A 22,579-nucleotide genomic window follows, 5' to 3' on the forward strand; every position below is an offset into this window, starting at 1 on the left:
GTCGGTTCACAGGCCGACTCGAAGCGGCTGAACGGTCGAGGTGTGGGCGACGAGCGTCTTCCTGACAGGCACAGTGCTGGCCTCGTTCGAGGAGTACGTCCATCCCCGGCCGCTGACGGTGGGGACTCACACGTCGGTCATCGGCCGGATTGCCTGGCGATGAGAGGCCGAGTTCGCACGTCAAGGCGGTTGCCGGCGCCATGGGTTGGGCCTCGGTGATCCTCTCGATGTGCACGCCGTCCAGGCCGCATGGGGCTCGTCGGCCGCGCCCTCCTCGCTGAGCGGGGCGATGCCCGACTCTGTGGCCTCGGCCACCTTCTGACGGGTGAACTCCATCAGTTCCCCGCCGGCAGCGCACTCGACGTCGAGCGCGCTGCCGGCGGCCTGGCGTACGGCCGCCCGACGCATCCGGGCACGAAAATCCTCAACGCCGACCAGCTCGGCGAGCCCCACCCGGGCGGCGATCTGCTCGACGGTCGGATCATCAGGGAGATCGGGAGTGGCCACGCGAACCATGAGCTTGGTCCCCTCGGGACTGGACCCGCGGCCGGCCATGACCCGCAGATGCTCCGACGCAGTTGCAGCACTCGGATCCGGATGTCCATGGCGTCGGTGTGCGCAGCGGCGACTTCCGCCACCACGAGCTCACGGTCCGGCACCCGTTGCGTCGTGGGCAGGTCCGTGCCCAACCTGCGCAGTGTGCGCAGGAGTTCGTGACGAAGCGGTGCGTCAAGGTCGTAGGGCAGATAACCGGCGGGGCTACGGGTGGTCGGCGTTACCAGCCCCGAATCGGAGGAGAACCGGATGGTCCTCACAGACAAGCCGGTCCGCCGGGAAAGCTCCCCGATCGAGCACGCGTCGCGAGCTCCGCGCCGAGCGACGGAATGGAACAGGCACGCCTTGCACGCGCTGGGTTGGCGATGGCACGACATGCGACACCACTCGCCGGCGACCTACGGCTGCGAGCGCTTGGACTCCGTCATCCAGGTGCCGAGGGTGTCGGCGAGTTGGGCCACATGCCCGGTGCCATCGCCACCAACCTCCAGCGCCACACCGGCGGCCTCAGGACCCCGCCCGAGCGCCGCAAGTCGCCCCAGCAGGGCGCCGAGACCTCCGTACCGCTGGCCACCACGCCTCAGCTGGAAGGCATCGGCGGCCGCCACTTCGAGGACTGCAACGAGGCCGTCCCGGTCTCCGACGGCAACGGCTGGGCCGGCGGCGTCGCATCGTACGTACTCGTCACCGCCAACGCGGAACGGCATGTGGGAGGAGTCTCTACGATTCCTGTCCTGACCCCCTCCGACACCTACTCGCGGTCGCTCTGATGCGGCGACCCAGGCGGACCGCTACCGCGAGCGGGCCGGAATGCGGAAGCGGTCAGCACCAGCCGTCTTCCAAGTCCGGAACGACCTCGCAGGTTTCCGCGAACCGGCCCGTCTTCTGGAACGCGAGGACGCCTGGTACAGCGGGGTCCCGGCCCTGGTGATGCGCTCCAGGACGGTGCAGTTCGCCCTCGACACCGCCCGCCACCGGTGCCGGCCGCTGCATCACCCTCGGCCGCGCCGACACGACCACGGTGCGACGGTCACGGGAGGTGTCCGTCGCACCGCGCATCTTGCGAACTCGTCAGGCCGAGCCCTCCGGCGCCGACGCCGTGATCACGGCGAATCCGCCGCCCTGCGGGTCAGCGAGTACGGCCATCCGGCCGGCCGCCATGTCGAAGGCCGGTGCCATGACGGTGCCACCGGCCCGCACCACGGCTGCCTGAACGCTGTCGACGTCATCGACGTGGAAGTACGGCAGCCAGTGCGGCGGGACTCCGGGCGGCATCGCGGACAGGTCCATCATTCCGGCGACGCCGCGGCCGTCCACCTTGAACTCGGTGTACCCCTCCGCGCCCGGCATTGCGGACGGGGCCGCACTCATCGGCAGTACCGCCGAGTAGAACGCCGCCGCGGCGCTGGTGTCGCCGGTGCTCAACTCGTTCCAGATCAGCGCGCCGTGCTCGTTGACGATGCCCGCGCCGTCGAAGGAACCGGCCTGCCAGAGGCCGACCACGGCGCCGGTCGGGTCGGTGATGACCGCCATCCGACCGAGTTCCATGACGTCCATCGGGCCCGCCATGACGCTGCCGCCCGCGTCCCTGACGGCCTTGAGCGTGGCGTCGATGGCGTCGGTGGCCAGGTACGTCGTCCACACCGTGGGCGGCAGCGGGTCCGGCGCCGTCCCGTCGGGGTTCATCGCCTTCATGATCCCGGCGACCGGCTTGCCGTTGAGCAGACAGACCGAGTACCCGCCGGTCTCGGGCGGGCCGATCTCGCCCTGCCAGCCGAACAGGTCACGGTAGAAGTCGAGCGCCGCCTGCTGGTCGGGGACCATCAGGTCGATCCAGCACGGAGTGCCGGACTTGTAGGGGCTGTTCACTTCGGGCACGGGTACCTCCGGGGGAGAGGGGGGAAGGACGGGGCCATCCCATACTCGGCCAGGACAGCCTGAACCGGACCGAACGGGTGGCGGGAAGTGAGTCGTGTCGGCCCAGCGGCCAGTCGGCCCGGTTTCGCGTGCCTGCCACCTCCAAGTGATCCTGGCTGTCTGTCGTGCTCTGGGATCCCGGCTGTCGTACTTTTCGAGGCGGCCTGCGTCTCGGGCCCCGCCCCCTTGTAACCGGGTTGTAGGGCCTCACCGCGATGTCACCCAAGACCAGCCTCAGGATCGACGCCATTTCCTCGGCGAAACGATGAGTTTCCCTCGCCGCGTCGGTCTGTACGCGTGAGACCGATTCACGGAAGGCTGGCGCCATGCGGAAACTGATCTACGGCATGAATGTGAGCTTGGACGGCTACATCGCCGCGCCCGGCGGCGACATCGGCTGGAGCGTGCCGAGCGACGAGCTGTTCCAGTTCTGGTCCGACCAGTTGCAGGCGACCGAACTGACGCTGTACGGGGGCAAGTTGTGGCAGACGATGAGCTCCTACTGGCCGACCGGTGACCAGCAGCCGGGCGCCACCCCGGCGCAGATCGAGTTCGCGCGCCGTTGGCGGGACATGGCGAAGGTGGTGTTCTCCTCGACGGTCGACAAGGTCGACTGGAACACCCGGCTGGTCACCGGTGACGCGGTCGCCGAGATCACCCGGCTCAAGGCCGAGGATGGCGGCCCGATGGACATCGGCGGTGCGACGCTCGCCGGGGCGGCCATGCGGGCGGGGCTGATCGACGAGTACGTGCTGGCCACCGCGCCTGTCCTGGTGGGCGGCGGCACGCCGTTCTTCGCCGCGCTGGACAGTTGGGTGAACCTGAGCCTGGTGGAGACGCGGACGCTGCCCGGCGGCGTGATCCTGACCAGGTACGAGACGAGGCGTTGAGAGCCCGTCACGCGACTCGGGCCGGGCCGGGCCGGGCCGGGCCGGGACGAGGATGGCGAGGCCGTGAGATCTCTTCCATTCGCATTGGACCGTAAGCCGGCGGTAGTCGAACATTCAGACGATCGACCGCTCGACCTTCCAGCGGTACCGGCCGAGCCGCTCGCTCGATTCGATCCCGGGACGTGCGATGCGTGGGACCAATCGGCGTTCGCGCAGTGTGCCCCCGTTCGGCCCGGACCGAGGCGGCATCGACGATCGCCGAGGCCCAGTCCAGCTCACCCCGCACACACAGTTCGTCCAGGACTGCCCGGTGGAGCCGACGCCACAGCCCCGCCCGGGTCCATGCGGTGAACCGGCGTTGCGCCGTCGCCGACGAGATGCCGAACGTCCCCGGCAGATGCCGCCAGGCACACCCGCCGGGCAGCACATACACGACCGTCGTGACCACACCCGCTCGTAACAGGCAACGGTCCCGCCGTCCTGCGCACGGGAGTTGAACGACGGCAGCAACGGAGCGACGAGCTATCACAGACCATCACTGAGCGCTTCTTTCGCCAGGTAGCGCACTGAGCACCGGTCGTGGCGTCCCGTTGGCTCGTCGGCACCAGAAAATCCCGAACTCATCATTTACGCTCCGGGCAGGATGCCTCTGTGCATCACATCCTGTGCGGGCTCGCCGCCAATCCGGCCCTGTCGTCCGAGCTGGTCGACCATCTGATATCCGTCGCGGACGACGACATCGCCACGGAGCTGGCCTGTCGCGCGGACCTCAGCCACGTCCAGGCGGTGGCGTTGGCCGAGCGCGTCGAGGGGAGCGCGGTGCAGCTCGCGTACGCGGGCCGGCTGACGGCCGCCGACGTCGATCCCTCCGTCCGGCCGGATGTCGCCCTCGCCCTGCTCGACCAAGGTGTCGGCCGCCCGGAGTGGGCGCGTCTCCTCGCGGCGGACCCGGTCCGTGAACGCCGGGAGAAGCTGGCGGCCTGCCCCGGTCTCCCTTCCGACGTGCTGGACACGCTCGCGGCGGACCCGGACGTACGGGTCGTCGCCGAACTCGCTTTGTGGACCACCCCGGACGTGGCCGCGAGGCTCGCCGCGCATCCGCACGCCGAGGTACGCCGCGCGGTGGCGGCCAACGAGGCGACACCCCCCGCCGTACTGGCGGCGTTGCTGACCGGAGAGGGACTGCCCGCGGCGCGACGCTGTCTGGTCTGTGACCGCGAGGAGACTCCCTTCGTTCACGATCGGCAGTGCCCACGGCTCGACTGCGAACTACCGCCGGGCGCCTCCTGCGACGGCTCCCACGAGTCCACCGTCCATGACATGAGGGAGGCGGCACTGCGTAACGCTGCCACCCCCGTCGAAGCCGTCGTCGGTTTCGTGGACCATCCGTCGATGCTGTTGCGCTGGCCGCTCGCCGCTCGCCAGGACCTGCCCCGGGAGGCGTGTGCACGGCTCGCCTCGGACCCCGTTCCCGGTGTGCGCGCCGACCTTGCCGAAAATCCCGTGATCGACGATGCCCTGATCCGTGTGCTGGCCGGTGACCGCGACCCCGACGTGCGCCGCAGGCTTGCACACCATCCCCGCGTGCCGCTCGACGTGCTCACCCAGCTGGCCCGAACTGCCAAGATCGGCAACGCTCTTCTGCCCCGTATCGCCACCGCTTCTCCCGCCGAGGTCGAAGAACTGGCCAAGTCACCGGACCCGGCTGCCCGAATGCTCGTGGCCCACCGACGAGATTTGCCGCCCGAGATACGCGACCGTCTGGCCGACGACCCCGACGCGAAGGTGGTCAAGGCCCTCGCTCCGCACCCCGGCCTCACCGAAGCGCAGTTGCGCGCCATGGTCGACCGACACGGCGTCCGCGTCCTGGCCAAGGTAGCGACCAACCCGGACGCACCCCCAGCACTGCTGGAGGAACTGGTCCGGCACAAACCAACGGTGCAAAAGGTGTTCCGTGAGGTTGCCCGACACCGCGGAGCAACGGCCACGGCGCTACTCGTCTGCCTCACGGACAAACAGGCAAGACCCATAGCCGCCCGCCATCCAGCACTCCCGCCACCGGTCGCCGTAGAGCTGCTCGTCGATGCGGAGGGGCAGGTAAGGGAAGCGGCGGCAGCCAATCCGTCCCTGCCGCCTGCCGTGATATCCGACCTGGTGCACCAGCAGTGAGCGCGCCCCACCCGCCAGGTCGACCGCTCACTCGCCCGGCGAAGAATCGAGACTCTCGGTGAAGCCGAAGACGCGGATGTTCTTCACCGTCGTCCGTTTGACCTACGCGCCGAACTGCCCAGTTGCGAGCTGCCTTTGGCGAACAACGCGTCCGCCGAGAGCTCATGCGTCACGTCCGTGTTCGTGTCCTTGCGGCGTTCGGCGTCGTCCTGGGAGGGCGCCAGCGGCCAGCGAGAAGGCAGGGTCGCCCCGTGCCAAGAGTCACTGCTAAGGCGGTGAGAGTGCGGAGCGAGACGGTGAAGCGGGATCGGACCGGGTCCCAGCGCATGCTCGCCTCACCCGGAGATCTTGATGTTCGCCGTGTCAAACAAGGGCAGTTGGAATCCGACCGTGGTCGTACTCGTCGGTGGTGCCGGGAACTGCATGAAGCCCCTCACCGATGGCCACCCGGATCGCGTCCCGGACGGCTCGGACCGGACCGTCGGAGTCGATGTGCAGGAGTGCTGCCTCCGTGTCCACGGCTTCCGGTCCGAGCCGGAGATCGAAGGCCGGGATGGCGGTCAGCAGTGGACGGGCCGTGTCCCTGATGGCGTTGAGGTCGTGCTCCTTGGCCTCGCCCACGAAGTCGATGCCCTGCATGGTCAGGTGCAGCCACCAGTGAAGGGGCCGTAGACCTCGGCGGTGTCGATGTACATGACGCCCAGGTCCAGCGCCCGGTGGACGGTACGGGTGTCTGCGGAATCCCGGGCGCCGTACGCCGTGTCGCGCACTCCACGAGACGACGAGGGATCTTCTGCCGGCCTCTGAACGGCCTCCCACACAGGGGCTTGCCGGTCAGTCGGGCGTCTCGGGCGTCTCGGGCGTCTTGGAATCGCTGGCCGGCGTGGACTCGTCGATGTCGACGATGGCGTCGTTGGTCGCGGCCCAGCTGGCCAGCAGGTTGAGGGCGTCCTGTGAGCGTGACGCGGGCTCGGCGGTGTAAGTGAGGAGGAACTGGCTGGGGTCGCTGCCGAGCGGGAAGGTCTCGAACGGCAGGTCCAGGTCGCTGACGACCGGGTGGTGGAGGCGCTTCGCGCCGGTGGTGTGGATCCGGACGTTGTGGGCGGCCCAGCGACGGCGGAATTCCTCGCTGCGGGTGGACAACTCCCCGATCATGTCCGTCAGTCGGCGGTCGTAGGCGTCACGGCCGGCCTCGGCGCGCAGCATCGCGACTGTGTCGTCGGCGACTTCGTCCCAGTCGAGGAAGAACTCGGTCGCGTGCGGGTCGAGGAAGACGAACCGGGCGTTGTTCGGTGGCCGCATCGGGTCGGCGTAGACCGGGGAGAACAGGGCCCGCCCGAGGAGGTTGGCCGCCAGGACGTCCAGGCGGCCGTTCATGACGAACGCGGGCGTGCCGGTCATCGAGTCGAGGACGCGCTGCACCGCCGGCCGGACACGCTGCTGGGCCGGCCGGCGCCGCGGCGGGCGGCTCGTGCCGGCGCCACGCAGGAGATCGACCAGGTGGATGCGTTCGGCCTCGTCGAGCTTCAGCGCTTGCGCGATGCCTTCGATGACGCCCTCGGAGACGCCGGTGGCGTTGCCGCGCTCCAGCCGGGTGTAGTACTCGCTGGAGATGCCCGCGAGCAGAGCCACCTCCTCCCGGCGCAGCCCGCTGACCCGCCGACGGTCTCCGCCGTACGAGGGCAGTCCGGCCTGCTCGGGGGTGACCCTGGCCCGTCGCGTGCCCAGGAATTCCCTGATCTCCGCACGGAAATCACCGCGGATGTCGCGGTTGGTGCCGTAAGGGTCGTTTCTTCCTGTCATGTGCTCCACTCTACGAACGCTTCCCGCCGCCTGGGAGTCCCTCTCAGTGACCCCCTCATCAGGGACTCCCACATACCCGTGACAACCGGTTCTGTTGATGGTGCACCGCCCACGGCGGTGTGAACGGCCCGGAATCGGAGGACGGATCATGCGTCGATACACCAAGCCCGCTGTCGTCGTCACGGCGCTGGGAACGCTCGGCCTAACGGCCTTCGGGTCGGGTGAGGAAGTTCATCAGCCCGGACGTCGTCATGTACTTCGGCGGCCTGACGCAGCGGGGCCGGGCCGCGTATCTCGGCATCGTCGCCGCGAACATGAAGGCATTCCCCGACCTCAAGTGGACGGTGGAGGACATGCGGGCCGAGGGCGACACCGTGGGCGTCCGCTACACCATGACCGGCACGCATGAGGGCCCCTTCGCCGGAGTCGAGGGCACGGGCAAGAAGATCCACGCGGAGAGCTTCGCGTTCTACCGCCTGTCCCACGGCAAGGTCGTCGAGGAACGCGCCCAGCTCGACATGCTCGGCATCCTCCAGCAGTTGGGCGCCCTCCCCGCCGCATAGCGGCGGAGCGCCGTACGCCACCCGCCTCCGCCGTAGCCGCCCCTACGCCGACGCGACCCGACCACCGGCGCTCGGCGCATCCGGTTCCGTGCCGGCCTCGCGTCGCACACCCACAGCACCAAGAAAGAACAGGACACTCTCATGGCAACAAAGCTGACCGGTACCGTCGCGCTCGTCACCGGCGCGAGCAGTGGTATCGGCGCCGCCACCGCCCGCCGACTCGCCGAGGGCGGCGCCTCTGTCGCCCTGGTGGCCCGCCGCAAGGACCGGCTGAACGACCTCGCCGCCGAGATCGAGAAGGCGGGCGGCACCGCCCTGGTGGTGGGAGCGGACATCACCGATCGCACCCAGGCCGAGGCCGCCGTACAGCGGACCGTCGAGCACTTCGGACGTCTGGACACCCTGGTCAACAACGCGGGCGTGATGCTCCTGGGTCCGGTCGTCGGCGCGGACGCCGAGGAGTGGGACCGGATGATCGCCGTCAACGTCCAGGGCCTCCTCCACACCACCCGTGCCGCCCTCCCGCACCTGCTGAAGGCCGCCGAGGACGGGCCGCGCCGGGTCGCCGACGTCGTCAACATCAGCTCGATCGCGGGCCGGGTCGCCTGGAACGGCTACGGCGTCTACAACCTCACCAAGTTCGGCGTGAACGGCTTCACCGAGTCCCTGCGCCAGGAGGTCACCCGGCGCCACGTCCGCGTCGGCGTACTGGAGCCGGGCGGCGTGGACACCGAACTCGGCTCGCACAACGACCACAAGCCCGAGGTCCGCGAAGCGATCGGCACCTTCTACGAGCAGACCGAGGTCCTCGCTCCCGAGGACATCGCCGACGGCGTCGCCTACATGGTCACCCGGCCCCGCCACGCCTCCGTCGGCGAACTGTGGATCATGCCCACCGACCAGGCCTGACCTCCCACCCCACCCACCGAAACACCCCTAGAAACGCAAACACACTCCAAGGAACCCATCATGAGCAAGGTCATTCTCGTCACCGGTGCCGGACGCGGCCTGGGCACGGACATCGTCCGCGAGGCCCTCGCCGCCGGCCATCAGGTCGTCGCCACCGGCCGCCGCCCCGAAGAGGTGGAGAAGACGCTGGGCGGACCGCAGGACAACCTGCTGGTCACCAAGCTGGACGTCACCAGCATCGAGGACGCCGAGGCAGCCGCGCAGGCCGCCGTCGACCGCTTCGGCCGTATCGACGTCCTGATCAACAACGCCGGCAATTTCTTCGCGGGCTACTTCGAGGAGATCACGCCCGCGCAGATGCGCCGGCAGATCGAGACCAACCTCTTCGGCCCCATGAACGTCACCCGCGCCGTCCTGCCCGTCCTGCGCAAGCAGCGCGCCGGCCACGTCATCACCCTCTCCTCCTCCGCCGGCATCATCGGCCAGGAGTTCTGCGTCGCCTACGCCGCCTCCAAGTTCGGCGTCGAGGGCTGGATGGAATCCCTGCGCTACGACGTCGAGCCCTACGGCATCCACACCACGGTCGTGGAACCCGGTTTCTTCCGCACCGAGTTGCTCGTCGACGGCTCCACCATCTGGCCCGAACCGACCATCGACGACTACGCCGAGCGCACCACCGCCACCATCGCGGCCTGGAAGAGCATGAACGGCCAGCAGACCGGCGACCCCGCCAAGCTCGCCCGCGCCCTGCTCGCCATCGCCGACCAGGACAAGCCCCTGCAGCGCTTCGTCGCCGGCGCCGACGCCATCGAAGGCGTCCAGGCCAAGGCCAGGGAGCTCCTCGCGCAGGCCGAAGCCTCCCGTGAACTCGGCGGCGACCTGGGCTACGACGACATCAGCGCCTGACATGCCCGGACCGGGCTTCGGGCTCCCACCGCTGGGAGGAGCCCAGCACGCCCAGAGCACGCTCGACGGCATCAATCTCGCCTTGCACGACTTTGGCGCGGTTACGGCGATAGACGAGGACCGGGCCAGGGGTGCGCATCAGACGGTCGAACTCCTCATGAAGGCAATCTTGTGAGCTGGCCACCACGACCAGCTTCCTGGAGGCTGATCATCGAAATGCCCAGCGGGGACTGCTCTGCGGGCTCCGGGTGACTGCCCGTCGAACCCGGGCCGAAGTCCGCCGCGTCGTCCTCGAAACCTCTGGACGGTGTGCCTTCGAGCTGCGGGCGGACGATCAGCGGCGTCGCAGGAGGCCCCTCCGCGTCGGCCGGTCCGACTCGGTGGGGCGGAGTACCTTGCGGCACCCGGCGGTGAAGGCGTCGAGCATCTCCTCCGCATCGCCCTGGTCTCTGAGGGCGAATTGCAGCTGGCTCCCGAGCAGTTCGTCGCGGTCGCGGCCACCGGCGACTTCCGCTGCCCAGTCGCGGATCCGTCCGGACAGAAGCCCGATGGCCTTCGCGGCCGACGCGGCACCGTGGGCCACGTGGTACGGGCCCTCGATGGTTACGGCACCGACGGCCCGCGCGACCGGGTCGCGCTGCTCGTCAACCTCCTGGAGCCGTGCCTGCACGGCGGCCTGGTCGAAGTCGTCGCTCTTGAACAGGTCCAGGAGTGCGGCTGTCGCGTCCCGCCGGGCGAGAAGAGCCGTCGCGCATGCGCTGTACGCCTGCCGTCGGGCGTTCTGTTCGTCCATGGTCGCCTGGGCCCGGCTGGTGATCCTTGCCGAGCCCAGGATGCCGGCCGCTCCGACGACCGCGCCAAGAAGCGTGCCGCCGATGCCGGCGAGGCCGAGCAACGTCGTTGAGTCCACGGGGGCATTGTCCGGGGCTCTTCCTCAGTCGCAACTGCTTACCCCCGGTTTCGTCCGCCGAGCTGATCAGGCCGGAGCGGATGGCGTCGGTGGAGAGGGCGCGAGGATTGGGACGATGGGGTCCTGGCCGTGGGGGTCGAGCACCGCGACCGGATCCACCGTGGCTTGATCGAAAACACGGAAGGGCAGCCGTAGGACGCCGGCACCAGGCAACGCGCTCCTGGCAGCCAGCTCGCGGACCCGGCCGAGCCGACGGAGACAGACAAGGAAGAGATCCACATCTGTCGCACCCCTGATCGTCGGCGCAGCGCAGATGCTCGACCTCGCGGACAACGACGACTACACGCCCGACGACGCCCAGGAACTCCTGCACGCGCCGGTCGACAATCCGGGCGGAAAGAACGACGGTCGTGACCGGAACGACGAGAAGTGCGACGTCGGTCCAGGAGTGAGCCCGACGGGACACGCCGTGTACCTGCCGCGCGAGCGCTACTACGACACCTTCGAGGACCGCTACGAGTGCCGGGCGACCGGTGTGTACGGTCTGCTGGACCAGAGCGACTACAACAAGGGTCGCAAGGCGCCGGGGACGAACACCAACTCGTCCACGAAGCCTCCGGGCATGGCGGAGATCGCGCACCAGGGCCACAACCCGCCAACGGCCATCTGATTCCCGCCGCGGCGACAGGGTCCGGGATCGACCTGCGGGACCTGGTGGCGGAGTACGAGGAGACCAACAGCCCGTACCTCAATCACGGCGTGGAAAAGGAGATCAGGAACTCCGTCAAGTCGGGCAAGCACGTGGAGATCTCCGTGATCCCGCACTACGGCAACAGCGGCAGTGGCATACCCACTGAGATCGAGTACAACTACGGGACTGTGGAAGACGGAAACATGAAGCACCGTGTGATCACGCAGTCGCCGACGGGTGGGACCACTCGGGGCAGCGCCGACTGCCCGAGGAGGTGAGCGGGTTGAAGAACGAGAACTATGTTGAGCGCGTGCTGGAGATGCTCGGTGAGCCGTCGTGGCGGTACCGGGATCCCGAGGCGTGGCGGAGGGTGGAGAACGAGCTGGGGGTCAGTCTCCCGGCTGACTACAAGGAGATCGTTGACGCCTACGCCCCTGTTCAGATCAATGGGCACCTGTATCTGACCCATCCAGCGACCGAACGGTTCAATCTGGCCGAGGACATTCGCCGTACCTCCGCGTCCTGGTCGCAGGTCGAGTGGGACGAAGGGGAACCCGAGGGCGACCCCCGCATCTCGCTCGGCGTCCCCGAGCTGGTCTTCGGCACTCCGGACGGTCTGATTCCGATCGCGAGCACCGACCGGGGCGAGGTGATCTTCTACACTCCCAGGGGAGCCTCGGGCCGGGGGTCGCTGTTCATCGAGAACGGCGACCATGAATTCCTTGAGTACTCATTCTCGTTCGCGGAGTGGCTCTACCGCTGGTTGGTCGGCGAGGAGGTGACGGGCCCGGGCGGTTCCGCCTTCTACCCGGGGCCGGTGGCACTACAGGACCTGCCCATGACCCCGGACGAGCGACCTGAGACGCGGTACGGCCCACCTCGCGGAATGTGATGAGCAGCCCGCTGTGGCCGGTCGGTGCCCGTGAGCGTCGCCGTCCGGCTTCGGCCGAGTCCTGGCGAACCGTGGAGGAACGGCTTGGGCGCGGCCTTCCGAGGAAGCGATTCGCTGCTGGTGTTCATGAAGGGGGAGCGCCGAAAATTCCATGAGAGGTGCGGTTGGTCTCCAGGGCAACGTCGACTGAGTACGACCGGCCGGGCATCGTCTGGTGCTTGGCGTTGCCGCGGCCGTAGGTGTGGCAGAACGAGCGGTCCGCGACGGTGCCGACGTCCGGCCGCAGCCACGGCGAGACGTCCACTGCCAGGACTAGCCGCCTGCCGGCCGCCCGAGGCAACGGAATTCCGGCAAGAGCCCGCCGCGGTTCAGGCTGGCGTAGAGGGAACCGTGCCCGCGGCGGTGTTCGGGTACCAGGGCGAGGTCGACCGGCGACCGCACCGGTCCGTCGGTGCGCAGTACGGCATCGGTCAGTTCGAACAGTGCGTCGGCGCGGGCGGTCAGGCAGTCGTAGAAAACGGTCCGGAACCGGGATGACACGGTCAGGGACTCCGTGCGGGCAGCGTCGTGCAGGAGACGCACCCTCGCGGCCTGACATGATCAACAGCGTCTCGACAACGCACATGACCACACCATCAAAGCCGCATCGCTCTCGCACCAGCCCTCGTTGGTCAGCGGGCACTCAACTCGCCGCGCTGACACGGAGGCGAAACAACAAGCTCATATCATCCGGCATCCATTGGACTGCCGAAGCTGCTGCCTGACGGCATCCGCCGAGGTCCCCGCCACACCGCCAACGATGACCTGCGGCACTAGACCCCGGCGAGGATGGCGCCTCCGTCGACGGTGAGTACGGTTCCGGTGACGAAGCGGTTCTCCATCAGGTACAGGTGCGCCGCAGCGATCTGGTCCGCTTCGCCGATCGAATGGGTGAGCGTCCGATCGGCGAGGGTCGCGAACAGCGCGGCACGCTGCGGCTCCGGAACCGGGTCCCACAGCGGGGTGCGGATGGCTCCCGGCCGGACCGCGTTGACGCGCACGGGGGCGAGCTCGGCAGCCAGCCCTCGCGTCAGGCCCTCTGTGGCAGAGGCTGCGCCGGCCGCGAGCGCTGTACCGGGTGCGGGGCGAACAGCGACCGTCCCGGACGTCAGCACGATCGAGCCTCCCGGCCGGACGCGCCGTGCCGCGTGCTTGACCGCGGCGACGGCTCCCCAGAAGCGGACCTCGAACAGCTCCCGGGCGGCGTCGAGCGGCAGGTCTGCCAGCGGCTGCGGACGCACCGTGTCACCCGCTGTGTAAACCACGTGATCGAGCTCGCCGACGCGGTCGAACAGGGCGGCGACGCCGGCCTCGTCGCGGGTGTTGACGACGGCCCCGTCGCACGTGCCCGGCAACTGCGCGAGCGCGGCCTTCAGGCGCCCCTGGTCGCTCGACGCGATCGTGACCGCCGCCCCGGCCGCAGCTGCGGCGCGGGCCGTGGCCAGTCCCATCCCTGAACTGCCGCCGATGATGACGATGCGCTGGCCTGAAATAGCCATGATGCCTACTCCTATGCCTCAACAGTGATGACTCAGTGGGTCATCATCACCCTAGCAGCGATGACGACCCATTGAGTCATCACTGTTAGGATGGCGAGCATGCCGCGATGGGACCCACACGCCGAAGACCGGCTCCGCGAGGCAGCGCTGGAGCTGTTCCTCAAGCACGGGTACGAGAACGTCACCGTCGCGGAGATCACCGAGCGGGCCGGGCTGACCCGACGCTCGTTCTCCCGCTACTTCACGGACAAGCGGGACGTGCTGTTTGCCGAATCAGAACAACTTCCGGCCGCCCTCGCCCGCTCCGTCCGGCACGCCGGCGACAGCCTCTCGCCCTTCGAGGCCCTCCTGGCCGCTCTCGCGGACGTCGCCGGAGCGTTGGCCGACCAGGCCCCGGCCCCCCTCGCCGCACAACGGCGCGCGATTGTCCGGGCCAGCCCGGAGCTGCAGGAACGAGGGCGAACCAAGTTCGCCGCCGTGACGGACGCGGTGGCGGACGCGTTGCGGGACCGAGGCGCCGCTGAATCGGAGGCGATGCTGCTCGCGCAAGTCGGCGTCGCCATCTTCCGCACCGCGTTCGAGCGCTGGACCGACCAGCCGGACGACGTCGGCCTACCGGCCCGCATCTGGGAGGCAGCCGCCGAACTCGCCACCAGCGTGGGCGCGGTGGACTTCAAGCGACTCGTCCGCCTCACCACGTAGGACACGGTCCCAGCCGTGAATCCACCGACCAGGAGCCTCCTTCATGCCTGCGGCCGGGGCAACCCGCCCAACCACCTGTCGGGTTGGAGCTGACTCTGTGTCAGGTGGCGGTCCTCCTACCGCATCATGCATTCCGATGAGGTGCCTCGACGAGTAGGGCGAGCCCCTCTACGGTTCCGGCCGGAAGGCGCCCCGCCGACTCCAGTCGCCGAAGACGCTCAGGAAGACAGGGTTGTTGTCGAACCAGCTCGTCGGCAAAGGCTCTCAGTTCCGGATCGGTCAGGTCCTCCGTCCGGAGTCGGGCGAGCAAGTGCGCCGACGCAGTGACCGCGCTTTCCGGAGCGAGCTGGTAGGCAGCTTGGGTGGCCGCAACGTCGGCGTACTTGCCTTGCTCGTCGAGCGCCGAAGTGAGGAACCTGTGAGCCCGCTCGATCCGCACAAGGTGCACCAGTTGCAAGACAGGGTCCGGATGGCAGTCGACTCGCAAGTCCACCGGTCTGTATTCCGGATCGCTGTGGAATGTCCTGACGAAGGCCGACATGCGTCCACGCACATCGCCACCCAACATGTCTGCGTGGTGCGCCGACTGGACGAGTCGGGAAGCCAACGACATCCGGGGGTCGAGCGACCGGAAGTAATCGGTCACCAAGATGGGAAGGGAGTCAACCGCCATGAGGTTCGCGGCACAGCAGACGTTCTGCTCGCAAGCAGCCCCGGCGAACGCCTCCGTGTCCGAGCCGGTGAATGCGAAGGTGTCGCCGCTGGTCGACAGTCCAGCCACCTGACCGGATTCGAAACCAGGTGTTCGGCTGAGCTCGGCAACGCCATCGGACCACGCGTCCGAAGCAAGGTTCGGAAGCAGACGGGATGCCCACGCCGGATCGCCGAGCGCCTGCACGGCGACAAGTCCGTATGTGGGGGAGTGGTGCACAATGCCGGCTCCGACGGCAAGCCCGAAGCTGAACGAGGCAACCCCTAACTCGCCGGTTTGCGGGTCCGCCGCGAGAATCGTGAAAGTCACACACCTTCCCCCTTACAAGAATCGAGCAGAGACCTCGTCGCGGTAGGCCCTGGTGATGATGGGTGCGGCTTCAAAGACACTCACCAGGCCCAGCTTCACTGTCAAGGCTGTGTTCTGCGTTCTGGAAGTGCCGAAACCTGCACTTGTTTTGGGAGTACTGACGGCAGTGGTGCCGCGCGACGCGGTCGATGAGGCGGTCGCCGCCCGGCTGGCCGACACTCTCATGGGGGGGTGCCGGGATGTCGGCTGGCAGGTGCCGACCTCGGGTGGGAGCACCCGGGTCCGGGCCCGCCAGCGGCTGGGCGAGGAGCCGTTGCCGCCCTCCGCCACCTGTCATCGACCGGCTTGTCCAGCCGATCTGAAGGTTGGGGTGCGGGTGCCCCACATCCGGCCGAGGCGAGGTGAGCAGTGCCCTCACGACGTGCGCCGCCCGGCTCCCTCGGATTGAGTTCATTACCGGGCCCTGTGCCGGACATCCCCGTCACCGTCCTGTCAGCGACGGCCGCGCGGCAGCATGAGGGCCGCGGCCGTGGTGGCTGTCAGCATCACAGCCGCGACACACAAGGCGACCCGCAGACCCGCAATGAACTCACCCCGGTCCGCGACCAAGGCTCCGAAGACGGCCACGGCGAGCGCGCCGCCCGTCTGCCGGAAGGAGTTCAGGATCCCGGCGGCCATTCCGGCCCGCTCCGCGGCGATGTCGTTCAGCAGGATGGCGGTCAGGGAAGGGACGAAGAAACCCAGGCCGAGGCCGACCGGGACGAGCATCGCCGCGATCGCTGGTCTGCTGGTGCCCGCGTCGATCCAGAGCAGGCCGAACATCGCCAGCGCGAGGATCGCTTGTCCTACGGCGATCGGCATCCGCGGCCCGAACCGTGCCGCCGCCCTGGCCGAGGCCAGGTTGGCTGCGGCGATCACGGCCATCATCGGCAGGAACATCAGCCCCGCGGCCATGGCGGACAGGTTCAGAACGTCCTGAAAGAACAGGCTCAGCACGAACACCAGCCCGTAGAACGCCGCATTGACGACGAAGCCGATCGCGACCGAAACCGTCACCGTGCGCGAACGGAAGAGGTCGAGCGGGACCAACGGTGCGGCGGTACGCGCCTCGATCATGATGAACGCGGCCGTCGCCACCGCGGCGAGCCCCAGGCAGCCCAGCACCATGGGCTCGCCGAAGCCGTTCTCCCCTCCGTCGATCACCGCGAAGGTGAGTGCCGCGAGCGCGACGATCGCCGTGAGCTGGCCGTACGGATCGAGCGGTGTGGCACGGCGGGGCGAGCGTTCCGTCCGGGTCAGCACCGCGAGGGTGGCGATGCCGACGGGCAGGTTGACGACGAAGATCGCCCGCCAACTCAGCGTGCTGGAGAGCACCCCGCCGGCGACCGGGCCGGCGGCAACCGCGACGGCTCCGCCGGCGGTCCACAGTGCGATGGCCCGTGCCCGTTCGGCCGCGTCCGGGAAGGCCTGCCGGACGAGGGCCAGCGAGGAGGGCAGCATGATCGCCGCCGCGCTCCCTTGGATCAGGCGGGCGGCGATCAACTCGCCCAGCCCGGGCGCCAGTCCGCAGGCCGCCGAGGCGACCGTGAAGACCGCGACGCCGGCGCCGAACGCGCGGCTCGCCCCGATGCGGTCGGAGAGCGTGCCGGCGGAGAGCAGGAGTGCGGCGAACATCAGCGTGTAGGCGTCCACGATCCATTGCAGTCCCGCCGTGCTGCCGTCGAAGGTCCGCCCGATGCCGGGCAGCGCCACGTTCAGCGCCATGGTGTTGAGGTTGAGCAGAAAGATGCCCATGAACGTGGCCGCCAGGATCAGCTTCGGTGCGGCCGTGCGTTGCCGGGCATCCTGTGACGCGCGGGCCGGTTCAAGAGTGGTCATCCGTCCAGAGTGGAGAGGCTCGCGGCGGCGAGGCAGACCGTGATCTTCCGGGGTGCGCCACAGGGGGGTGTACCAGGGCCAGGCTCCGGGCTGGACCCCTGATCACACGCTGGCAGAATGACGCCATGACCGAGTTCGGGAAGTTTCTGCGGGCTCGCCGCGGCGACGTGCGCCCGGCGGACGTCGGACTGCCCGCCGGAACCGGCAAGCGTCGTACGCCGGGTCTGCGCCGGGAGGAACTGGCGGCGCTGGCCGGTGTGAGCATCGACTACTACATTCGTCTGGAACGCGGCAAGGAGACCCGTCCGAGCCCCTCCGTGGTCGATGCGCTGGCCGACGCGCTCCGCCTCAACCAGGAGGAGAGCGGCTTCCTGCACGAGCTGGCGGCGCGGGCGGCGCGGCGTGCGCCCGAGCCCCGTCCCTCGCCGTCACGGCGGGTCCGTCCGACCGTCATGCAGCTTCTGGAGACGCTCCGGCCCAACCCGGCGTACGTCGTGAGCCGCACCAACGACCTGCTGGCGACCAATCCCGGCGGGCTGCGGCTGCTCCACGGCATCGCCGACTGGCCGGAGCGGCGGCGGAACACCGTCCGGTACACCTTCCTGCACCCGGCTGCCCGCGAGCTGTGGGCGGACTGGGAACGGAAGGCCAAAGGGTGCGTCGCCCAGCTGCGGGCGATAGCCGGCACCGATCCTGATGCCCCGGACCTCGCCGCACTCGTGGGTGAACTGATCGTCAAGAGCCCCGACTTCAACCGGCTCTGGGAGCGGTACGAGGTGCACACGATCGGCGACGGCGAGAAGACGCTCCGACACCCGGAGGTCGGCACGATGACGCTCTCGCACGAAGGGCTGTCCCTCAACCGCGCACAAGGCCAGCGCCTCGTCGTCTACATGGCGCCGCCCGGCAGCCCGGACCACGACAAGATGACACTCCTCGACCTCTCCGCCCCCGGCCCGTCCATCGGTTCCGACGAGACGACGCCCGTCTCACCCTCCCGGAGACAGGGCTAGGCGCCATCCCCAAGGCCGCAGTCAAAGCGCAGGACTGCCATGGGGTGAGGCAAGTCCGTTCACAGCGTCATCGAGGGCACGCTCAATGGATTCCTGTGGGCAACACGTACAAGATCCCGCACCGCCCGACACGGCACGTCTGGGTCAGGCAACGGCTCGGACCCAGGCACCGGAGGCGCCGCTCAGCTGGAAGGGGTCGCTGAAGGTGTTCCCACAGCTCGTTCGACACGACCCACGGTGACGTCCTCACACGGGACCAGATGCTCAACCACCGGTCAGGACACGGCATCCACCGATCCACCTCATAGCGTTGGCTGTTGGCAGGGCGTAGATGAAGAACGACATGGGGTCAGGCCGCGAATGCCCGCCGGATCAGGGGACCCGCCTTCTCCAAGTCGGCAGCCGAGGAGATGCGGACTTCTACGTCGCCAGTACCGTGGTGGCCGATGCCACGCATGTCGCGGGAGAAGCTCTCCTCCAACTCGACTGTGTCCGGGGCGAGTCGGAGGTAGACCAGGAACAGCCTCGTGCGCCCAGGTCGGCCGCGGTCACTGGCCCGGGCAGGGTCTATGGCAGCTGAGTACCTGCGACGCGCCCGGAGACGTGCCGCCTTTCCTGTGGGGAAGCGCGTCGCAGGTCGGATGAGTCCGGTCAGGCGCTCTCTTCCGGGCCTCCTGGTTCGGGCCATGGGAAGCCGAGTGCCTCGGCGTGCGAGCGGCTGCCTCCCCGGACCTGTGCGTAGGCCTTCGGGTCCCGCTCGGACAGTTGCCGCAGTGCCGTAGAGGCCTGCTTCTCTGGGGGCGTGCCGTCGTCGGGGAGACTCCAGATGAACTGCAACCAGGGGCCGTCCGTGTCCTGCTGCCCGGTGGCGAGGCCCGGCCAGTACGTGAAGGAGACCATGGCCGAGTCCTGGTCGTGGAAGTCGGTGCCGATCCAGCCGACTCGGCCGTCCCATCGGGTGAGGAGATCGGGTTGTTCGCGTAGCCCTGCGGCTATCAGGCGGGCGGTGTTTCGAGCCGGCCAGGACCAGGACCGGTCGTTCTCCGCGCGCTTGATCTCGGCGTCGTAGTCGCCCGCGTCGAAGCGGTACTCGGGGAGTTCCGTGCGGGGGTGCCGCGCCGGCGGGCGACGCCAGTCACGCCACACCACCTGGTCGTCTTCCCTGTGGATGGTCACATAGAGCGCGCCGCAGCAGCCCTCGGTGCAGTACGCCTCGGCGAGTTGCACCTCTCGGGGCTCGGTTGCGGCCCGCAGGCGGCCGCTGTCGAGAAGGTACTCGGGGGAGTTGGCCGGCCCCTTGCCGAATGCTTCGGGTACCAGGGGTCGGCCGTCGATCAACAGCCGTGCCTCGACCGTGTCCGGGTCTGCCGGGTCCCGCACGGTGGCCTCCACCCGGAACCGGGAGACGGTCGCGCGGTGGAAAGGCTGCCGTGCCGCGCGGCGTATCCAATGGACCCGGCGGCGTTCGGTGGGTTCCTCGGGCTCGCTCTCCGCGACGGCTGTCCAGGACGGGTTGCTCAGGATGGCTTCGAGGGCGCGTAGGTGGGCTTCCCGCTGTCCCGGCTGCCAGTCGAGGAGCACGCTGGGGCCACTGTGCAGGTCCAGGGCGACGGACAGCAGGATGGCGTAGTGGTCCAGCGTCGGGGGCAGTTGGGAGGCACGTGCGACGAACGCGTTGTAAGTCGTGGTGGCCTGTGGGTAGTTGAGGATCTCGGGCTGGTAGTCGCGCAGTCCCGTCATTCGGGAGAGGAGACGTCCGGCCTGGGCCACGACCTGGGTGTCGGTCTGCTCCTCGCCGAGAACGTCGGCGAGTTGGACGGCCCTGGCAATCCTGCGGGCGGTGGAAGGTCCGACAGCACCTGAGTCGAGTGGGGCGTTGAGCAGCCAGGTGCGGGCCTCGTGGTCATCTCGTGCGGCGATCGCGTCGATCAGGTGGCGCAGCGCACGGCTCTCGGCGTGGTCGGCCAGCCATACCAGGGCTGCTGTCGGGCAGTCGAGAGCGGTGAGCGCGCCGACCACGGGACGGGCGAGAACCCTCAGCAGGCCGAGAACCTTGAGGTAGGGCACGTCCTCCGGCTCACCGAGGCGAGCCAGGAGCGCGATGCCGACGTTCACCGTCAGTGTGCTGGTGCCGGTGCGTGTCAGATGGCGGCCGAGCGCACGGGCTGCCGCTGTGTCTTCCAGGGGCAGCTCGGCCATCGCAGCCTGGACATGACGATCCCGAATGCTCAACGTGTGCAGCCTGCGGTGGATCTCGTCGGCGGCGCGGACCGTGTCCGGATCGGACAGCAGGGGAGCGATGCTCTCCCGCACACCTGCTTCGGCCTCGTGCCAACCCAGCGCTGCGCGCCTCTGCGGCGAGTCAGGCAAGGGGTGGCCACCGTGAGGCAGTCGACCGTCGGGCTTCGACTGGTACAGGCGCAGCGCGTATGCGTACAGGGAGGGCCGAGGGGCGGGGATTCCACCGCCTGCCTGGGCGCTCATCGGGTGGGGTAGGACTCGATTCCATAGGTCATGCTGCGGATCCTGTCACCACTGGTTGGTCGATGGCCAGGGGGTTTAGCCGGTCAGGAACGGACCTGAAGGACGGTCTCGGGAACAGTCAACCGGCCGCGCTGGAAGGGGGCCTTCTCTGGAGCGACCCGCGGGATACCCAGCGCACGGACGAAGAGTCTGTGGGAGACCAGCAATCTCAGGGCGTCTGCTCTCGCCATCCGTGGCGGCCTTCCCGGTGGCCGGCCGGTGGCCGGATGCCGAGCGTGCGGCCACGGTATTGCGTGTTCAGTCTGTTGCTTGTTTCCCCGGTGCGGGGCATGCCCCTACGCCGAGGCAGTGAGCGACAGATTGAGGATCTTGTGACTTCAAGGTCAATTGCCGTCGTGTCACCAGAGTGGCCGAGATGGTCCGCTGGCCTCGAAGTCCTGGTGGAAGCTCGCCTCCGGCACCGGCCTGGAGACTTCGATCGTCACGGTCCGCGCCTGACTCACCCTCACCTACAACTCCGGCGTCAACAACGAAGGCCGCGTCGCCGACGTGAAACTGATCAAACGCCGAAAGGGAGCCCGCGCCGACGACACCGAGGCGAGCATGGACCCTGGGCGATCAACGCCTGAGGATCCCTTCTGTAATCACCGTGGCACCAACGCCCCGGCATCGGCCAGGCATCGCCCACCCGCCGGCTCCATCGCTCAGCGGGCGCGGGCGAGGAAGACGTCGGTGACCTGGAGTACGTCGATTCCGCCGCCGTGGGCGTCGAGCAGGCGCCCGACCTCGGCGAGTGCCTGGTCGCGGTGGTCGCCGGGCAGGATGCGGTAGGCGGACAGCGAAGCGAGGTAGCCGAGGTAGCGGTCGGTGTCGTACCGCAGGTCCTGCCGAAAGCGGACCGAACGCAGGCCGGTGAAGCGGCCGTCCCGGCGGCACTCTGTATCCGGCCAGGCCTGGTCCCAGTTCCCGGGCTTGTCACCGGAGAGGTCGCAAGCCAGGAAGCGGTGCGGTGAACCGGTGATCCCGTGGCGGTCGCCGATGTCGGCGAGTTCGGCGCGCAATCCGCCGTCGTGGATCCCGTGCGGGTTCCTGATCAGCGCCATGGCACCGCCGGGTGCGAGTGCGGCGTGGACCAGGTCCCAGCGCCGGTCACGGTCCAGGAAATTCCAGGAGGATGCGGCGAACAGCAACCCGTAGTGCCGGCTGTCCGGCCGCCACTGCTCGAAGTCGCCGACCTCGACCCGGACGTTCGGGTAACCGGCGGTGTTGCGTCGCAGCACCTCGGCCATGCGCGCGTCGGGTTCGAGGCACACCAGCGGAATCCCCCGCGCGGCGAACGGCACGGTGGCCTTCCCGGTACCCGCGCCGACTTCAACAGCCGCACGGTCCCCGAGAGCCGTGTACGCCAGTACCTCCGTGACCATCGCGTCCGAGTAGCCGGGGCGGGCGGCATCGTAGAGCTCGGCCACCTCACCGAAGACCTTGCTACGGGCCGCGTTGACGTGTCTGTCTGAGGTCATGAGCGTCTCTCGGCTTCTTGATCGGCAGGCGGAAACCCTACCGACCGGACCCTCCGCAAGCCACTGGTTTAGGGGCCGCCCGCTTGCTCCGGGCATCGACCTCGCGCGATCAGGCTCAATGCCCACGAAGTTCTTGTATGAGCCCTGAACTCGCGTGCGGATTGGCGGATGTGAGCCTTCCCGCTCGCCCGCCTCTCACCAGCTGTTTCAAGACCTTC

Annotated in this window: 22 protein-coding genes and 3 pseudogenes; 10 read left to right on the forward strand and 15 right to left on the reverse strand. The window is 68.7% G+C overall.

Features of this window, described 5'->3' with window-relative positions:
- Window positions 1-180 precede the first annotated feature (180 nt).
- Together ACIBK4_RS16615 and ACIBK4_RS16620 are read right to left on the reverse strand one after the other, a co-directional pair.
- Window positions 181-507 (reverse strand): hypothetical protein, encoded by a 327-nt coding sequence (locus ACIBK4_RS16615; protein ID WP_398995786.1) that lies wholly within the window; start codon window positions 505-507, stop codon window positions 181-183.
- Between the two features lie 221 nt (window positions 508-728).
- Window positions 729-932: pseudogene (locus ACIBK4_RS16620) on the reverse strand (MerR family DNA-binding transcriptional regulator); the annotation flags it as partial.
- 84 nt (window positions 933-1,016) lie between these two features.
- On the opposite strand from ACIBK4_RS16620, the gene ACIBK4_RS16625 reads away from it, so the two are divergent.
- On the forward strand, window positions 1,017-1,325 hold the full coding sequence (locus tag ACIBK4_RS16625) for a hypothetical protein (protein ID WP_398995455.1): 309 nt from the start codon (window positions 1,017-1,019) through the stop codon (window positions 1,323-1,325).
- A 301-nt stretch (window positions 1,326-1,626) separates the two neighbouring features.
- Here ACIBK4_RS16625 and ACIBK4_RS16630 read toward each other — a convergent pair whose 3' ends face one another.
- A complete protein-coding gene (locus tag ACIBK4_RS16630; protein WP_398995780.1) occupies window positions 1,627-2,424 on the reverse strand; it encodes a VOC family protein in 798 nt (265 codons plus the stop codon).
- 374 nt (window positions 2,425-2,798) lie between these two features.
- Here ACIBK4_RS16630 and ACIBK4_RS16635 point away from each other — a divergent pair, with 374 nt between their 5' ends.
- Window positions 2,799-3,362, forward strand: coding sequence for a dihydrofolate reductase family protein (locus ACIBK4_RS16635; RefSeq protein WP_398995456.1), 564 nt, complete (start codon window positions 2,799-2,801; stop codon window positions 3,360-3,362).
- A 7-nt stretch (window positions 3,363-3,369) separates the two neighbouring features.
- On the opposite strand, the gene ACIBK4_RS16640 is transcribed toward ACIBK4_RS16635, so the two are convergent.
- Window positions 3,370-3,891 carry a transposase gene (locus tag ACIBK4_RS16640; RefSeq protein ID WP_398995457.1) on the reverse strand — a complete coding sequence of 174 codons (522 nt, stop codon included), beginning with the start codon at window positions 3,889-3,891 and terminating at the stop codon, window positions 3,370-3,372.
- Between the two features lie 122 nt (window positions 3,892-4,013).
- On the opposite strand from ACIBK4_RS16640, the gene ACIBK4_RS16645 reads away from it, so the two are divergent.
- Complete coding sequence (locus tag ACIBK4_RS16645) at window positions 4,014-5,531, forward strand: hypothetical protein (protein ID WP_398995458.1); 1,518 nt, start codon at window positions 4,014-4,016, stop codon at window positions 5,529-5,531.
- A 363-nt stretch (window positions 5,532-5,894) separates the two neighbouring features.
- Here the strand turns inward: ACIBK4_RS16645 and ACIBK4_RS16650 are convergent, their stop codons facing one another.
- From ACIBK4_RS16650 to ACIBK4_RS16660, 3 genes are all read right to left on the reverse strand, one after another.
- Window positions 5,895-6,170 carry a hypothetical protein gene (locus tag ACIBK4_RS16650; protein WP_398995459.1) on the reverse strand — a complete coding sequence of 92 codons (276 nt, stop codon included), beginning with the start codon at window positions 6,168-6,170 and terminating at the stop codon, window positions 5,895-5,897.
- Between the two features lie 2 nt (window positions 6,171-6,172).
- Window positions 6,173-6,301 (reverse strand): hypothetical protein, encoded by a 129-nt coding sequence (locus ACIBK4_RS16655; RefSeq protein ID WP_398995460.1) that lies wholly within the window; start codon window positions 6,299-6,301, stop codon window positions 6,173-6,175.
- 64 nt (window positions 6,302-6,365) lie between these two features.
- A complete protein-coding gene (locus ACIBK4_RS16660) occupies window positions 6,366-7,334 on the reverse strand; it encodes a helix-turn-helix domain-containing protein (protein ID WP_398995461.1) in 969 nt (322 codons plus the stop codon).
- 221 nt (window positions 7,335-7,555) lie between these two features.
- On the opposite strand from ACIBK4_RS16660, the gene ACIBK4_RS16665 reads away from it, so the two are divergent.
- The 3 genes from ACIBK4_RS16665 to ACIBK4_RS16675 all read left to right on the forward strand — a co-directional run bounded on the left by ACIBK4_RS16665 (window position 7,556) and on the right by ACIBK4_RS16675 (window position 9,712).
- Window positions 7,556-7,897 (forward strand): ester cyclase, encoded by a 342-nt coding sequence (locus ACIBK4_RS16665; protein WP_398995462.1) that lies wholly within the window; start codon window positions 7,556-7,558, stop codon window positions 7,895-7,897.
- A 141-nt stretch (window positions 7,898-8,038) separates the two neighbouring features.
- Window positions 8,039-8,806: an SDR family NAD(P)-dependent oxidoreductase gene (locus ACIBK4_RS16670; RefSeq protein WP_398995463.1), complete on the forward strand. Its 768-nt coding sequence runs from the start codon at window positions 8,039-8,041 to the stop codon at window positions 8,804-8,806.
- Window positions 8,807-8,866: 60 nt separating this feature from the next.
- On the forward strand, window positions 8,867-9,712 hold the full coding sequence (locus tag ACIBK4_RS16675; RefSeq protein ID WP_398995464.1) for an SDR family oxidoreductase: 846 nt from the start codon (window positions 8,867-8,869) through the stop codon (window positions 9,710-9,712).
- Window positions 9,713-10,046: 334 nt separating this feature from the next.
- Here the strand turns inward: ACIBK4_RS16675 and ACIBK4_RS16680 are convergent, their stop codons facing one another.
- A complete protein-coding gene (locus tag ACIBK4_RS16680; protein WP_398995465.1) occupies window positions 10,047-10,622 on the reverse strand; it encodes a hypothetical protein in 576 nt (191 codons plus the stop codon).
- Window positions 10,623-11,141: 519 nt separating this feature from the next.
- Between ACIBK4_RS16680 and ACIBK4_RS16685 the strand changes: the two genes are divergently transcribed.
- Both ACIBK4_RS16685 and ACIBK4_RS16690 read left to right on the forward strand, forming a co-directional pair.
- On the forward strand, window positions 11,142-11,591 hold the full coding sequence (locus ACIBK4_RS16685) for a DNA/RNA non-specific endonuclease (RefSeq protein ID WP_398995466.1): 450 nt from the start codon (window positions 11,142-11,144) through the stop codon (window positions 11,589-11,591).
- Window positions 11,592-11,596: 5 nt separating this feature from the next.
- Window positions 11,597-12,205: an SMI1/KNR4 family protein gene (locus ACIBK4_RS16690; RefSeq protein WP_398995467.1), complete on the forward strand. Its 609-nt coding sequence runs from the start codon at window positions 11,597-11,599 to the stop codon at window positions 12,203-12,205.
- A 154-nt stretch (window positions 12,206-12,359) separates the two neighbouring features.
- Here the strand turns inward: ACIBK4_RS16690 and ACIBK4_RS16695 are convergent.
- Both ACIBK4_RS16695 and ACIBK4_RS16700 read right to left on the reverse strand, forming a co-directional pair.
- A pseudogene (locus ACIBK4_RS16695) lies at window positions 12,360-12,787 on the reverse strand (transposase); the annotation flags it as partial.
- A 230-nt stretch (window positions 12,788-13,017) separates the two neighbouring features.
- Complete coding sequence (locus ACIBK4_RS16700) at window positions 13,018-13,743, reverse strand: SDR family oxidoreductase (RefSeq protein ID WP_398995468.1); 726 nt, start codon at window positions 13,741-13,743, stop codon at window positions 13,018-13,020.
- A 99-nt stretch (window positions 13,744-13,842) separates the two neighbouring features.
- On the opposite strand from ACIBK4_RS16700, the gene ACIBK4_RS16705 reads away from it, so the two are divergent.
- Window positions 13,843-14,445 carry a helix-turn-helix domain-containing protein gene (locus tag ACIBK4_RS16705; protein WP_398995469.1) on the forward strand — a complete coding sequence of 201 codons (603 nt, stop codon included), beginning with the start codon at window positions 13,843-13,845 and terminating at the stop codon, window positions 14,443-14,445.
- 124 nt (window positions 14,446-14,569) lie between these two features.
- On the opposite strand, the gene ACIBK4_RS16710 is transcribed toward ACIBK4_RS16705, so the two are convergent.
- Both ACIBK4_RS16710 and ACIBK4_RS16715 read right to left on the reverse strand, forming a co-directional pair.
- Window positions 14,570-15,466 (reverse strand): DUF1028 domain-containing protein, encoded by an 897-nt coding sequence (locus ACIBK4_RS16710; RefSeq protein ID WP_398995470.1) that lies wholly within the window; start codon window positions 15,464-15,466, stop codon window positions 14,570-14,572.
- Between the two features lie 492 nt (window positions 15,467-15,958).
- Window positions 15,959-17,344: an MFS transporter gene (locus tag ACIBK4_RS16715; RefSeq protein WP_398995471.1), complete on the reverse strand. Its 1,386-nt coding sequence runs from the start codon at window positions 17,342-17,344 to the stop codon at window positions 15,959-15,961.
- 125 nt (window positions 17,345-17,469) lie between these two features.
- Here ACIBK4_RS16715 and ACIBK4_RS16720 point away from each other — a divergent pair, with 125 nt between their 5' ends.
- Complete coding sequence (locus ACIBK4_RS16720; RefSeq protein WP_398995472.1) at window positions 17,470-18,357, forward strand: helix-turn-helix transcriptional regulator; 888 nt, start codon at window positions 17,470-17,472, stop codon at window positions 18,355-18,357.
- Window positions 18,358-18,445: 88 nt separating this feature from the next.
- On the opposite strand, the pseudogene ACIBK4_RS16725 reads toward ACIBK4_RS16720, so the two are convergent.
- The 3 genes and pseudogenes from ACIBK4_RS16725 to ACIBK4_RS16735 all read right to left on the reverse strand — a co-directional run.
- Window positions 18,446-18,646: pseudogene (locus ACIBK4_RS16725) on the reverse strand (IS5/IS1182 family transposase); the annotation flags it as partial.
- A 362-nt stretch (window positions 18,647-19,008) separates the two neighbouring features.
- The gene (locus ACIBK4_RS16730) at window positions 19,009-20,670 is read right to left on the reverse strand and encodes a hypothetical protein (RefSeq protein ID WP_398995473.1); all 1,662 of its coding nucleotides are present in this window, start codon (window positions 20,668-20,670) and stop codon (window positions 19,009-19,011) included.
- Window positions 20,671-21,545: 875 nt separating this feature from the next.
- Complete coding sequence (locus ACIBK4_RS16735; RefSeq protein WP_398995474.1) at window positions 21,546-22,361, reverse strand: class I SAM-dependent methyltransferase; 816 nt, start codon at window positions 22,359-22,361, stop codon at window positions 21,546-21,548.
- Between the last annotated feature and the right edge of the window lie 218 nt (window positions 22,362-22,579).

It is taken from the genome of Streptomyces sp. NPDC050528 (genome assembly GCF_044457795.1).
In the GTDB taxonomy this organism is placed as follows: domain Bacteria; phylum Actinomycetota; class Actinomycetes; order Streptomycetales; family Streptomycetaceae; genus Streptomyces.

Bases quoted from the DNA above. Each gene is read 5' to 3' on its own strand.
- ACIBK4_RS16625 (WP_398995455.1), top strand. From the start codon at position 1,017: ATGCCCGGTGCCATCGCCACCAACCTCCAGCGCCACACCGGCGGCCTC.
- ACIBK4_RS16635 (WP_398995456.1), top strand. From the start codon at position 2,799: ATGCGGAAACTGATCTACGGCATGAATGTGAGCTTGGACGGCTACATC.
- ACIBK4_RS16650 (WP_398995459.1), bottom strand. From the start codon at position 6,170: ATGCAGGGCATCGACTTCGTGGGCGAGGCCAAGGAGCACGACCTCAAC.
- ACIBK4_RS16660 (WP_398995461.1), bottom strand. From the start codon at position 7,334: ATGACAGGAAGAAACGACCCTTACGGCACCAACCGCGACATCCGCGGT.
- ACIBK4_RS16670 (WP_398995463.1), top strand. From the start codon at position 8,039: ATGGCAACAAAGCTGACCGGTACCGTCGCGCTCGTCACCGGCGCGAGC.
- ACIBK4_RS16675 (WP_398995464.1), top strand. From the start codon at position 8,867: ATGAGCAAGGTCATTCTCGTCACCGGTGCCGGACGCGGCCTGGGCACG.
- ACIBK4_RS16700 (WP_398995468.1), bottom strand. From the start codon at position 13,743: ATGGCTATTTCAGGCCAGCGCATCGTCATCATCGGCGGCAGTTCAGGG.
- ACIBK4_RS16705 (WP_398995469.1), top strand. From the start codon at position 13,843: ATGCCGCGATGGGACCCACACGCCGAAGACCGGCTCCGCGAGGCAGCG.
- ACIBK4_RS16715 (WP_398995471.1), bottom strand. From the start codon at position 17,344: ATGACCACTCTTGAACCGGCCCGCGCGTCACAGGATGCCCGGCAACGC.
- ACIBK4_RS16720 (WP_398995472.1), top strand. From the start codon at position 17,470: ATGACCGAGTTCGGGAAGTTTCTGCGGGCTCGCCGCGGCGACGTGCGC.
- ACIBK4_RS16735 (WP_398995474.1), bottom strand. From the start codon at position 22,361: ATGACCTCAGACAGACACGTCAACGCGGCCCGTAGCAAGGTCTTCGGT.